Source organism: Campylobacter australis (genome assembly GCF_050586305.1).
Lineage (GTDB): Bacteria > Campylobacterota > Campylobacteria > Campylobacterales > Campylobacteraceae > Campylobacter_A.
In genome coordinates this window covers 348,799-361,989 of sequence record NZ_JAXUAA010000002.1, presented here as the reverse complement: position 1 = coordinate 361,989, position 13,191 = coordinate 348,799, and the positions used below count along the sequence as shown (strand labels likewise).

Below are 13,191 nucleotides of genomic sequence, written 5' to 3'. Positions count from 1 at the left end.
TTTAGTTTATCGTATCATTAATATTGAGCCTATTTGACTAAAGTTATCTAAAAATTTTATATAAAATATTGACTTTTATACAAAAAAATGATAGTATTTCATCACTCAAAAATAAAGAGTGCTAAAAATAACTTAAACCAAAAGGAAGAAAAATGAACTTTCAACCATTAGGCAAACGCGTTCTTGTTGAGCGTGTGGAAGAGACTAAAACCACAGCTTCAGGTATTATTATACCCGACAATGCTAAAGAAAAACCTTTAAGCGGCAAGGTTTTAGCTGTTGGCGCCGAAGTAGAGGGCGTAAAAGTGGGCGATAGCGTTGTATTTGCAAAGTATGGTGGCACTGAAGTAACTCTTGATGATAAGGCGTATTTGGTGCTAAACATCGATGATGTTTTAGGTGTAATAAAATAAATTTATAAGGAAAAACAATGGCAAAAGAAATTTTTTACTCAGATGATGCAAGAAACCGCCTATATGAAGGTGTTCGTAAGCTAAATGATGCTGTAAAAGTAACAATGGGACCACGCGGTAGAAATGTGCTTATCCAAAAGAGTTTTGGCGCTCCAGCTATTACAAAAGATGGCGTAAGCGTGGCAAAAGAGGTTGATTTAAAAGATACGATAGAAAATATGGGTGCGAGCCTAGTTCGCGAAGTTGCAAGTAAGACTAATGACCAAGCGGGCGATGGCACTACAACAGCAACAGTTTTGGCTCATGCTATCTTTAAAGAGGGTCTTAGAAATGTAACGGCTGGTGCAAACCCTATCGAAGTAAAGCGCGGTATGGATAAAGAAGTAGCAGCTTTGGTTGAAGAGCTAAAAAATATCTCTAAAAAAGTTTCTGGTTCAAAAGAGATAGCACAAATCGCGACAATATCAGCAAACTCAGATGAAAGTATCGGCAAGCTTATCGCTGATGCGATGGAAAAAGTTGGCAAAGATGGCGTTATCACAGTTGAAGAAGCTAAGTCGATAGAAGATGAGCTAAATGTGGTTGAAGGTATGCAGTTTGACCGTGGCTATCTAAGTCCGTACTTTATCACAAATACCGAGAAAATGCAGGTTGAGCTAAGTAACCCATATATACTTTTGTTTGATAAAAAAATTACAAATTTAAAAGATCTTTTACCAGTTTTAGAGCAAATCCAAAAAACTGGCAAACCGCTTCTTATCATCGCAGAAGATATCGAGGGTGAGGCGCTTGCGACACTTGTGGTAAATAAACTTCGTGGCGTGCTAAACATCTCAGCTGTAAAGGCACCTGGTTTTGGCGACAGAAGAAAAGCTATGCTTGAAGATATCGCTATCCTAACTGGCGGTGAAGTGATCAGTGAAGAGCTTGGCAGAACGCTTGAGAGTGCTAGCTTGCAAGATCTAGGTCAAGCATCAAGCGTTGTGATAGATAAAGATAATACAACTATCGTAAATGGCGATGGACAAAAGGCTGCCATTGATGCTCGTATAAATCAGATAAAAGCGCAAATCGCTGAGACTACGAGTGATTATGATAAAGAAAAGCTTCAAGAGCGTCTAGCTAAACTAAGTGGTGGTGTGGCTGTTATCAAAGTAGGTGCAGCAACTGAAACTGAGATGAAAGAGAAAAAAGACCGTGTAGATGATGCATTAAGCGCAACTCGTGCAGCTGTTGAAGAAGGTATAGTAGTAGGCGGTGGTTCTGCGCTAATACTAGCTTCAAAACGTGTTAAACTAGAACTAAAAGGTGATGAGGCGATAGGTGCTGAGATAGTGCGCCGTGCGCTTCGTGCTCCACTTCGCCAAATCGCTGAAAATGCGGGCTTTGATGCTGGCGTAGTGGCAAACGCTATCGAAACTAGCTCAAATGATAACTACGGCTTTAATGCTACAACTGGCGAATATGTAGATATGTTTGAAGCTGGCATTATAGACCCTGTAAAAGTTGAGCGTGTAGCACTTCAAAATGCTGTGAGTGTGGCAAGCTTGCTTCTTACAACAGAAGCTACAATCAGCGAGATAAAAGAGGAAAAACCATCTATGCCAATGCCTGATATGGGCGGAATGGGTGGCATGGGCGGTATGATGTAAGCCCAAATTTGCCCCGTTTTAAGATGGGGCAATCTTCTTAAAGTACACATAAAATATCTATTTTTTAATAAAATTTTAACTACAATTACTCTATAATATCAACTTAAAATAAATTATGATAAGAATTTGGTAAAATTTAATGATAAACGAAATTTTTAGAGAGTATGATATACGCGGAATCTTTGAAAAAGACCTAAATGAAATTAGCGTAAAGGCGATAGGTTTTTGCCTTGGTCTTGAGATGAGTATGCGTGGCGTAAAAAGCGTAAGTGTAGGCTATGACGCGCGCCTTAGTGCGGATTTGCTCTTTAAGTGGCTAGTTAGTGGGTTAAACAAAGCTGGCCTTAGCGTATATGATATAGGTTTGCTGCCTACGCCAGTTGGATATTTTAGTGTTTATGCAGATCATTTTGATGCAAATATCATGATAACTGGCTCGCATAATCCAAAAGAGTATAATGGCTTTAAAATAACCATAAAAAAAGATAGCTATTTTGGTGAAGATTTACAAATTTTGCGCAAAAAAGTTAGCGAGTTTATAGGTAGCGGCAAAGAAGTACAAGATGATGTCAGATGTAAAAAATTTGATATTTTAAGCATATATGTTAGCTATTTTGTTGAGAAATTTTGGCACTTAAATGGTATGAAGCTGCCTTTTGTGGTTGATTGTGGTAATGGAGCTATGGGTGTTGCGCTTATGCCTATCGTTGAAGAGCTTGATTTAAACGCTAGAGTGCTTTACGCTCAGCCAGATGGAAATTTCCCAAACCACCACCCAGACCCAAGCGAGAGAGAGAATTTAGCCGATATTTTTGCTTGTTTGGAACGAGGAGAAAGTGAGCTTGGTTTTGGATTTGATGGAGATGGCGATAGGATAGCTGTCATCACACCAAAAAGAAATATAAAAGGCGACGAGCTAGCTTATCTTTATGCGCTTAATATGGAGCATCCAAAGGTGCTTGGCGAGGTTAAATGCTCACAAGTGATGTATGATGAGATCGCTAAGGTCGGTGAAGTTTTCATGGGTAAAACTGGGCATAGCAACATCAAAAAGATGATGAAGGAGCTTGATGTTGATCTTGCAGCAGAGGTTAGTGGACATATATTTTTTAAAGAGCGATATTTCGGCTTTGATGATGCGCTTTATGCGATGATGAGAGTACTTGAGCTTGTGAAAAAGGGCTTTGATCTTGATGCTGAGCTTGATAAGATGCCAAAGGTTTATAGCACTGATGAGATAAAGATACATGTTGATGAAGAGGGCAAATTTAAGATAGTTGAGAAATTTAAACAAGCTATAAAAAATAAAGAGTGCGATTTGCCTGAAATTTTAAATATTATCGAAATAGACGGCATTCGTATCCAGTTTGAAGATGGCTGGGCGTTAGTTCGTGCATCAAACACAACACCAGTTATTGTGACTAGGTTTGAAGCAAAAAGTGAAAAAAAGCTTAGTGAGATACAAAACATAAGTTTAAATATCTTGGGTGGCTTACAATAAAAAAATACTTATAGTTTTTGGTACAAGACTAGAGACCATAAAAATGACCCCACTTGCAAAGGTTTTGCAAAAAGAAAATGTATTTGAAGCTAAAATTTGCGCAACTGAATAGTGCTGATAGATGTTGTATTGTTTTGATACTGATAAGATTTGCTTGATTTGATGATTGCAATTTTACCGAATGTTTGATGTTGTAGAGGATTTTAGACTTCATATGGTTTTAGTCTATTATTGGCATACTTTGTTGTTTTTAAAGAGAGGCGAGTTTGTTTTTGCTAAATTATAGTTTTATGTTGAAACAGGGCATGAAATGGAATTTATTAATATAAAATAAAATATAAAATATTGGTAGAGGCTCGTCGTAGACACACTATGTTTAATGACTTAAAAAATTGTTTTAACAGAGAATATAGGTGTAAAATTTTGGTAGGAGATTTTTAAATATTTGTAAGATATTAAAAGAATTAGTGCTTGAAAATATAATATGAATATTGTTAATAAATCTATTAAGTCTACAAAACATTTATTTCGCGATGCCACTTGAATAATATAGTGGGTTTGTATTTATAGTGAATAATGGTATTTTATTGTGATTGATGGTGGCAATATCCAAAAAAAGTTTGTGTGGGTTAGTTTTTATTGCCAGAGATGCTATAGGGTATTTAAGGGGCTGCAGGTTAAGGGTATTGAAGTAAAGATGATATAGTTTTCAAGAATCAAAAAAATACTTGATGATAGCAATGCTTACAAAGCTATATCTATATGATTGTAAAGAAAGTGATTAATTATATTTATAAGGTCAAGAAAAAGAAAAAGTAATAAATAAAATTTTGATTTGTTGAGCTTTTTGTGGCGATTTTTGTTTGTAATATGTATAAAATACAATGTATAGAAGTAGTAAAGGGAACTTGGGGAATTTTTAGGAGGCTTTATTGAATTAAAATTAAAAGATAAGTTTTTCCTTCTGAGTATTTATCTTTATTTGCAAATTTAACAATTTGTCAAATGCAAATTGAAAGAGATTGTAGCGGAGTGCTAATATTGCATTGTAAGCCTGAAGGTATTATAAACTCGCTATTAGACAGAAAAACTTGATGGAATTAAACAGAATGGTCAAAAAGCAAAATGTATGAAATATAGTTCTGAAAAATTATTGACTGAGCTAATAAATATGGTTAATACATTGATGCAATAAACAATACATGTTTTATGATGATTTGGCTTATTGGATGAATACTGATTGGTCTTTGGGGCGATACCATAATCATTAATGATGAAGTTTATAATTTAGGATTTTTATAAAGATATTGAAAAGAGCTAAAAAGATTACATGATGGGATAATTTAATCCTAGGCAATCAAAAGCAATGAGCTAAATATCTTATTGCTTTTAAAAAGTAGAATGGATATGATCTTTTATATGACAAGACACTTCATCTATAAAGATGTAGTATCTTATACAAAAAACTAAACTCTGTTTAAACATCAAACAGATAAGAAGTTTACAGTTGTAATACAATAGTTCATGGAGAGATTAAAGATAAGAGATAAGGATAAATGGTGAGCGATAAGTTAAGAACAGAAGTATATTGATGAGGGTATATATGAAAGGATATTTGTATTTCGAGATCTACATGGTTTGCTTAATCTGTATTACGATATGATTAAGAAAGATATCATTAGCTAAAGAGATTTGGCAATCATCCTTGATGATAAAAAGTAGATATAGCATAAAACACACAATGATATATAACAGATGATTTTAAAGATTGTTGCATAATAGACATTTTATATAAGACCAGTAATGGGACGGTATATAAAAAAATATACATACTTTTTGCAAGATTGTTTGTTGTATACAATTTGCACTCGCAAAAATAACTACGATATAAATTCTAAATTTTGGGAAGTTAGCGATAGCTACTTTATAAAAAGTGTAAAAATAGCGAAGTTTACTAACTATATAAATAGCTATGTAATAAAATTAATTTAAATGGTTTAAAGAGTATAGAAAAATATAAGAAAAATGGATATAGCAAATTATGGCGAGAACATAATCTATACCCAAAAGCAGTAAAGTCAAAAGTTGAGCTTAGAAATTTACACTTAAATATAGTTTGATCTAAAATGCTTAAATATTGAGATATCAAAACAAGTCATTAATCAGTGCTATTAATTTATTATTTGTGTGTTTGCTGCATAATAATTAGTTTTAGTTAGAGTTAAAATTATATTAAATAAAAAATTACAGAAATTATTTTTGTTGATCAAAATTAAATTAATTAAAGATGTATTTGAGCGGTATATTTTATAAAAAATATAAATATTAATATAAAATACGGTTTTAATTTTTTGTATTTTTTGATATAATTTCCAATAAGTGTAAAAATGTATTTTTTTATAAATAAAGTATAGGATTTGGATGCAAGCATGAATAATTCGAAAAATGTTTTAAGGTATATGTTTGGAAGCGGTGCTTTAAATAATCTTGGCAATATTTTGGAAGCAAAAAAGTCAGAAAACAATTATGTTGTTTATTGTATAGATGAGTATTTTGAAAATTCAGATCTAATAAAGAGATTGCCAATCAAGAATGGTGATGAAATTTTTTACATTCAAACAAACGATGAACCAAAGACAAAGGATATAGATAATCTTCGAGATAAATTGATTAGCAGAGATAGAATTGAGCCAAAGGCAATAGTTGCCATTGGCGGAGGTTGTACTCTTGATACAGGCAAAGCTATTGCAAATTTACTTACAAATCCAGGAAATGCAGAGGATTACCAAGGTTGGGATTTGGTAAAAAATCCTGCTATATATAAAATAGGCATACCGACCATATCAGGCACAGGCGCAGAAGCTAGCAGAACATGCGTAATGACAAATCCCAAAAATGGCTTAAAACTTGGTATGAATAGCGATTTTACTATTTATGATCAGCTTATACTTGATCCGGATTTGACGAAAACAGTTGAAAGAAATCAATATTTTTATACGGGTATGGATACATATTTACATTGTGTTGAATCTTTAAATGGCAACCATCGTAATGCGATAGGGGATGCATTCTCGCATCAATCTATTTCTCTTTGTAGAGATATTTTTTTAAGTGAAGATATGATGAGTGATGAAAATAGGCAAAAGCTAATGGTTGCATCTTATCTTGGTGGTTGTGCGATAGCAAATAGTTTTGTTGGTCTTGTGCATCCATTTTCGGCAGGACTTAGTGTGGTTTTTGGTACGCATCACTGTATAGGAAATTGTATAGCCATGAATGCTCTTGGAGAGTTTTATCCAAACGAAATTATAGAATTTAGGCAAATGGCTTTAAAGCAGGGTATTGTTATACCAAAAGGCATTGCAAAATATGTAAGTGAGGATGTTTATGAGAGACTTTATGACTCTACAATTATTCACGAAAAGCCACTTAAAAATGCACTTGGAGATGATTTTAAAGAGATATTAACTTACAAAAAAGTTAGGGAAATTTTTAGGAATATGTAATGGCAAAATACCACAAGTATGTTTTTAATTTGGAGAATAGAAAATTTGTAGGTGATTTTGAGCTAATGTATCAAAACGAAGCTATTGAAAATTTTGACTCTTGGCATCAAGATGATTCAAGGCAGTTACAAAGAAAGATAGATTTAGCGATATTTGATGAGTATAACTTTAAGACAATCTTAGATATTGGTTGCGGCAAGGGCTCTTTTACACATCATTTAAAAAAGAAAAACAACTATTGTTTGGGTGTAGATATTTCGCCAACTGCGATAAATATAGCAAAAGAGCGTTTTTTGGATATAGATTTTGAAGTTTGCGATATAAGCAAGAGCGGTGAAATTTCAAGGCTGGCAGCACAAATAAAGCAAATCGATTGTTGTGGGGGGGGGTAGAGCTTATATTTAGTAGTGAGGTATTGTCATATGTACAAAATTACAAGGAATTACTTTTTGAAATATCTAAAAATTGTAAATTTTTTATGCTTAGTTTGTATATTCCAGACAATCCAATTGGTTTTGTTAAAAGTGAAAAAGAACTTGTAGATGAAATTGGTAAAAATTTTGAAATTTTGGAGCATATTAGTTTAAAGATTTCAAAATTTGTTATAATATTTGCAAAATCTAAATTTTGAATTAATTTGGTTAGGATTTGATTGTGGATTTTAAAATAAATTTTAGTGGAACGGGACATAAGTATACAAAAGAAGAAGTTGATGTTGTGGTTAAGGCTATGAATGATGCCGATCCTCTTACGCAAGGACGATATAGAGATGAGTTTGAGACAGCATTTTGCAGGTATAATGGCAATAGATTTGCTTTTAGTCTTTGCAACGCAACTGCTGCATTAGAGATTACTGCTCAGTTATGTTTGTTTAAAAAAGATGATGAAATCATCGCTCCTTCTCATACTTTTACTTCAAGTGTATATCCTTTTGTTAAAAATGGAGCAAAGGTTGTTTGGGCTGATATTGATCTAAATACTCGCGTGATTACTCTTGAAAATATAAAAAAATGCGTTACAAAAAATACAAAAGCCATCGTCGTAGTCCATCTTTATGGTTTTATTATCCCTGAAATTTCACAAATTGCCGATTTTGCAAAGCAGAATAATATTTTACTTATCGAAGATGTAGCTCAGGCTATGGGAACTCAAATGAACAAAAAAAAAGCTGGAAACTTTGGTGATTTTGCCATCTTTTCTTTTCATTCACATAAAAATATAACAACATTGGGAGAGGGCGGAATTTTGGCTGTTAATGATAAAAAATATGCAGATATAATTCCGATGCTAAGACACAATGGTCATTGTTCTTTTGATTATGAAAGAGCTGTGTACTGGAAGCCAGCAATGGGCAATGTTGATATGGCTATGCTTGATGGCGAAAATTTAATGCCAAATAATTATTGTCTTGGCGAAGTTGAATGTGCTTTGGGAACAAAGTTGATTGAGCGGCTTGATGAAATGAATGAGTTTAAGCGAAAAAGAGCCATTAAATTTATAGATGAGCTTTCAAATTTTAAAGATATTGTGTTTCATAGGATTGATGATGATAGGCACAATTACCATCTTTTGGTAGCATACATAAAAGCGGCAAAAAGAGATGAACTAATGAAAAAACTAGTATATGAAAAAGCTATAAAATGTGTAGTTCAATACTGCCCATTGAATCGTTATCCACTTTATCAAAAGCTTGGTTTTGGAAAAGCAAATTGTCCAAATTCTGATGAGTTTTTTGATAATATGATCTCATTTCCATTTCAGTACTGGATGAGCGATGAAGATTTTACTTATATGTTAAAGGCAACAAAAGAGGCAGCATCTGAGGTTGGACTGAATTGAAAAATTTACTAGTTGTTATTTCGGCAATTAAAAAAAATGCAATCATACCAGATCAGCTTGTAAAAAAACTAAATGGTGTAACACTTATACAAAGAGCTATCAATATGGCTTTTGAACTAACAAATAATATTTTAGTTATTACTGACTCTGAAGAAATTGCATTAATTTGCGATAGAAATAGCGTTATGGTATATAAAGACAAGGATTTAAGATTTAATTCCGATGATATTTTGCAGAAAGTTATTGATATTATAAAGCCATATGATGGTGAGCATATTTTGCTTTATTGTGCAAATACTCCGCTTGTTGATGGTGGAATTTTAAAAAATGCTTATGCAGTATTTAAAAAAGATACATCAAAAGTTTTAACTTCTGTAAAATTAAAAAATAAAGGTATATTTTTTATTAAGAACAAAATACTTACTAAGATGGAGAAGGATATTTATTATATAGAACTTAAAGCATTTTATATATTTTCTAAATCAAACTTTCATTCTATGGAATTTTTACCATATGTTATAGAAAATGAAAAATCGATAGAGATAGAAGGGTATCAAGACTGGTGGGTATGTGAAAAGGTTCTTCAAAGGAAGAGAATTATTTTTAATGTAATTGGTGATAGTAAAATAGGTACTGGGCATATACATAGGTCGCTTACAATAGCCAAAGAGATAAGCGATCACGAGATTATTTTTGTTTGCAATGATAAATATAAGTTAGCAGTTGATAGTATAGCACTAAGGGACTATATGGTTATTGCAACCAAAAATGTTGCACAAACGATTATTGATTTAAAGCCTAATTTAATTATAAATGATTGTTTAAATACAGATTCAAAAATGATAAAAAAATTTAAAGATTATGGAGTTAAGGTAGTAAATTTTGAAGATTTAGGAAGTGGGTCAAAATATGCAGATTTGGTTTTTAATGAGCTTTTTGAAATACCGCAATTAGAGGGGAAAAATTACTTTTGGGGACATAATTATACACTTTTAAGAGATGAGTTTGATGCAGCGAATGCACATACTAAACCAAGTATTATAAGCGAAATATTACTAACATTCGGCGGAAGTGATCCAAATAATTTAACAATGATAGCTTTAAAAGCGATTTTAAACACCTGTAAAAAGCATAATATAAGAATAAATATAGTTTGCGGAAGTGGTTATTTGTTTGCAGATGAACTGAAATGCTTTATAAATAAAAGTGGATATGAAAATATAAATTTAATTCTTTCAAGCACAACAATTTCAAAAATAATGGAAAGATGTCAATTTGCTATTTCATCAAATGGTAGAACTATCTATGAGCTTGCAGATATGCATATTCCTGCCATTGTTGTATCGCATCACGATAGAGAAGCAACTCACACATTTGCAACAACACATAGAGGTTTTATTAATTTAGGGGTATTTGATCAAAAAATACAGGATAAGATAGAGGAAAAATTTAGGAAAATTATTGAAGATGCTGATTATGTTGAGTTGCTGTTTGAGAATATTTCAAGGTATAATTTTAGAAACAATACAAAGAAAGTTATTAATAAAATTTTGGAGCTAATATGAAAACTATTGGTATTATTCAAGCTAGAATGGGTTCAACTAGACTACCAAACAAAATGATGCTTTGTCTGCACTCCTATCCAATAATCGAGTGGGTTGTGAGTAGGGTTTTAAAATCTGGTCTTGATGATGCTGTGGTAGCTATTCCAAATACAAAAGACAATGATGTGCTTGAGAAATTTCTTAAAAAATTTGATATTAGAGTTTTTAGGGGTGAACAAGATAATGTTTTAAAGCGTTTTTATGACGCTGTAAGATTTTTGGATCCAACACATATAGTTAGAATTTGTGCAGATAACCCATTGATAGATCCAGTTGAAATAGATAATTTATTGGATTTTTATGCAAAAAATTCTTGCGATTATGCCTATAATCACATACCAAAAAATAATCTATATCCAGATGGTCTAGGAGCAGAAATTTTATCTTTTGATTTATTTTCTTGGATTTATGAAAGCGTGATATTTCAGAAACATAAAGAGCATTGTTTGTCTTATATTTGGGATAATTGTGATAAAATTGAGATTAAAACTTTTGATCCAAAAGAGGATTTTTTAAAAAGACCAGATTTAAAATTTGACATAGATACTTTTGATGATTATTATAAATTATCTATGCGAGATTTTGATATTGATATTAGCTCAAAAGAGATAATTAAAATTTTTGGAGAATAAAATGAGATTAAAAGAATTTATGCAAAGCATAAATCCATACGAGGCAAAGCTTTATAGACCGTTTATAATAGCCGAAGCTGGTGTTAATCACGAAGGCAGTATGGATACCGCTAAAAGGCTTATTGATGAGGCTATGCAAGGCGGAGCAAATGCGATAAAATTTCAAACATATAAGGCAAACACTATCGCTTCAAAACGATCGCCAGTCTACTGGGATACGACAAAAGAGCCAACCAAAAGCCAATATGAGCTTTTTTGCAAGCATGATAAATTTTGGAAGAGTGAAATGGAGGATCTTAAAGTTTATTGTGATAAGGTTGGAATTGAGTTTTTAAGCACACCTTTTGATATAGAAAGTGCAAAGTTTTTAAATGATCTAATGGAAGTATTTAAGGTCTCGTCAAGTGATTTGACAAATAAACCGTTTATAGAGTTTATGTGTGATTTTGGTAAGCCGATTATTCTTTCGACCGGCGCTAGTTTTTTATATGAGATACAAGAAGCTGTAAGTTGGATAGAAAAAAAAGGTAATTTACTTGCTCTTCTACACTGTGTTCTTAATTATCCAACACCTGATAAAAATGCAAATTTGGGTATGATTTTAGGTCTTAAAAGGACCTTTCCTGATAAGATTATAGGATATAGTGATCATACTTTGCCAAAAGATATGCAGATATGCAAAACAGCTGTTTTACTCGGAGGCTCTATTATAGAAAAGCATTTTACACATGATAAAACACTTCAAGGAAATGATCACTATCATGCTATGGACAAAGATGATTTGAAGAAATTTATTAATGATTTGGATATTGTTTTTCAAACTTTGGGTAGTTTTAGAGTTGAGGCTTTGGATGATGAAAATTTGGCTAGGCAAAATGCCAGAAGAAGTCTTGTGGCATCAAGGGATATTAATAAAGGCTCAATCATAACCAATGATGATTTAACATTTAAACGCCCAGCTTACGGCGTAAGTCCAAAATTTATTAATGATATTGTTGGTCGCATAGCAAATTGCAATATAAAAGAAGACGATGTGATTAAATGGGATATGATAGGGGATGGTTTGAATGCAAGATAATATATCAAGATTTACAGAAAATGATATACACGATATTTTAACAAAAGAACTAGGAGTAGAATATTTTCAATACAGAAAAGAGTGGGATTCAATAAATCCTAAAAATTTCCCAAATTTTCCTTTACATATTGATTTTGAAATGCAAGATAGATGCAATCAATCTTGTGTTATGTGTCCTAGAAATCATCAAACTCATCCAGATATAAATTATAAATTAAATAAAAAAACAAATACAACATTTGAAAATTTTAAAAAGGTTATAGACGAAGGTAAAGATAATGGTCTTAAATCAATAAATTTAGGAGCATTTGCTGAGCCACTGATAAATGATGATGTTTTTAGAATGATAAGATATGCAAAAAATCAGGGGGGGGCGATTGTGGATATTAGAATTATAACCAATGGGCTTAAACTTGGTGAGTATATCGATGAGATTTTGGATTGTGGATTGGTAAATTTATTTGTTTCTGTTGATGCTTTTAGTGATGAAACATATAGAAAAATTAGAGGTTATGGTTTTGAAACGGTTAAAAGCAACTTACAACTTCTTTTGCAAAAAAGGGCTGAAAGAAATAAAGTTTTACCTATAACAAGAGTATCTTTTGTTGATATGATGGGTAGAAATAGTAATGAAAAAGAGAATTTTATAGCTTTTTGGAAAGATAAAGTTGATTTTATAGATATTCAAATTTTTGATGATTATAATGTTGATATAAATAAGGATTATGATTTTAGCAAAAAGAAGAAATGGCAATGCTTTTCACCTTTTTCAAGAGTGGCTATTTTGTCAAATGGTGATATTTTGCCTTGTTGCAATTTTTTTGGTAGAAATATTCCTATTGGAAATATTAACAAAACAACAGTTAAAGAAGCTTGGAATTCTGATTTTATGAGCAAAATTAGAACTGGTGTATTTGATGATAGTATTAGGAATTGTGCAATATGTCAAAGGATTGGAGATTGAGT

The 13,191-nt window shown here is 32.1% G+C and carries 10 protein-coding genes; all 10 read left to right on the top strand.

From position 1 onward, the window contains the following. The first annotated feature begins 152 nt into the window (after window positions 1-152). The 10 genes from groES to U5B17_RS04730 all read left to right on the top strand — a co-directional run bounded on the left by groES (window position 153) and on the right by U5B17_RS04730 (window position 13,189). Window positions 153-413, top strand: a complete 261-nt coding sequence (gene groES, locus U5B17_RS04775) for a co-chaperone GroES (RefSeq protein ID WP_430804222.1) — start codon at window positions 153-155, stop codon at window positions 411-413. A 17-nt stretch (window positions 414-430) separates the two neighbouring features. Further along, window positions 431-2,065 carry a chaperonin GroEL gene (gene groL, locus U5B17_RS04770; RefSeq protein WP_430804221.1) on the top strand — a complete coding sequence of 545 codons (1,635 nt, stop codon included), beginning with the start codon at window positions 431-433 and terminating at the stop codon, window positions 2,063-2,065. Between the two features lie 139 nt (window positions 2,066-2,204). After that, on the top strand, window positions 2,205-3,566 hold the full coding sequence (locus tag U5B17_RS04765; protein ID WP_430804220.1) for a phosphomannomutase/phosphoglucomutase: 1,362 nt from the start codon (window positions 2,205-2,207) through the stop codon (window positions 3,564-3,566). A 2,429-nt stretch (window positions 3,567-5,995) separates the two neighbouring features. Beyond that, window positions 5,996-7,072 carry an iron-containing alcohol dehydrogenase family protein gene (locus U5B17_RS04760; RefSeq protein WP_430804219.1) on the top strand — a complete coding sequence of 359 codons (1,077 nt, stop codon included), beginning with the start codon at window positions 5,996-5,998 and terminating at the stop codon, window positions 7,070-7,072. After that, window positions 7,072-7,464 carry a methyltransferase domain-containing protein gene (locus U5B17_RS04755; RefSeq protein WP_430804218.1) on the top strand — a complete coding sequence of 131 codons (393 nt, stop codon included), beginning with the start codon at window positions 7,072-7,074 and terminating at the stop codon, window positions 7,462-7,464. Before U5B17_RS04760 ends, U5B17_RS04755 begins: the two co-directional genes overlap by 1 nt. Before the next feature lie 262 nt (window positions 7,465-7,726). Next, window positions 7,727-8,911: a DegT/DnrJ/EryC1/StrS aminotransferase family protein gene (locus U5B17_RS04750; protein ID WP_430804217.1), complete on the top strand. Its 1,185-nt coding sequence runs from the start codon at window positions 7,727-7,729 to the stop codon at window positions 8,909-8,911. Then, window positions 8,908-10,476 carry a hypothetical protein gene (locus tag U5B17_RS04745; RefSeq protein WP_430804216.1) on the top strand — a complete coding sequence of 523 codons (1,569 nt, stop codon included), beginning with the start codon at window positions 8,908-8,910 and terminating at the stop codon, window positions 10,474-10,476. The genes U5B17_RS04750 and U5B17_RS04745 overlap by 4 nt, the downstream gene beginning before the upstream one ends. Next, window positions 10,473-11,147 carry a cytidylyltransferase domain-containing protein gene (locus U5B17_RS04740; RefSeq protein WP_430804215.1) on the top strand — a complete coding sequence of 225 codons (675 nt, stop codon included), beginning with the start codon at window positions 10,473-10,475 and terminating at the stop codon, window positions 11,145-11,147. The genes U5B17_RS04745 and U5B17_RS04740 overlap by 4 nt, the downstream gene beginning before the upstream one ends. A gap of 1 nt (window position 11,148) precedes the next feature. Further along, window positions 11,149-12,225 carry an N-acetylneuraminate synthase family protein gene (locus U5B17_RS04735; protein ID WP_430804214.1) on the top strand — a complete coding sequence of 359 codons (1,077 nt, stop codon included), beginning with the start codon at window positions 11,149-11,151 and terminating at the stop codon, window positions 12,223-12,225. Beyond that, complete coding sequence (locus U5B17_RS04730; RefSeq protein ID WP_430804213.1) at window positions 12,215-13,189, top strand: radical SAM/SPASM domain-containing protein; 975 nt, start codon at window positions 12,215-12,217, stop codon at window positions 13,187-13,189. Before U5B17_RS04735 ends, U5B17_RS04730 begins: the two co-directional genes overlap by 11 nt. Window positions 13,190-13,191: the final 2 nt, after the last annotated feature.

What these genes read in the sequence shown, in the direction of transcription:
- groES (WP_430804222.1), top strand. Translation starts at nt 153, where the DNA reads ATGAACTTTCAACCATTAGGCAAACGCGTTCTTGTTGAGCGTGTGGAA.
- groL (WP_430804221.1), top strand. Translation starts at nt 431, where the DNA reads ATGGCAAAAGAAATTTTTTACTCAGATGATGCAAGAAACCGCCTATAT.
- U5B17_RS04765 (WP_430804220.1), top strand. Translation starts at nt 2,205, where the DNA reads ATGATAAACGAAATTTTTAGAGAGTATGATATACGCGGAATCTTTGAA.
- U5B17_RS04760 (WP_430804219.1), top strand. Translation starts at nt 5,996, where the DNA reads ATGAATAATTCGAAAAATGTTTTAAGGTATATGTTTGGAAGCGGTGCT.
- U5B17_RS04755 (WP_430804218.1), top strand. Translation starts at nt 7,072, where the DNA reads ATGGCAAAATACCACAAGTATGTTTTTAATTTGGAGAATAGAAAATTT.
- U5B17_RS04740 (WP_430804215.1), top strand. Translation starts at nt 10,473, where the DNA reads ATGAAAACTATTGGTATTATTCAAGCTAGAATGGGTTCAACTAGACTA.
- U5B17_RS04735 (WP_430804214.1), top strand. Translation starts at nt 11,149, where the DNA reads ATGAGATTAAAAGAATTTATGCAAAGCATAAATCCATACGAGGCAAAG.
- U5B17_RS04730 (WP_430804213.1), top strand. Translation starts at nt 12,215, where the DNA reads ATGCAAGATAATATATCAAGATTTACAGAAAATGATATACACGATATT.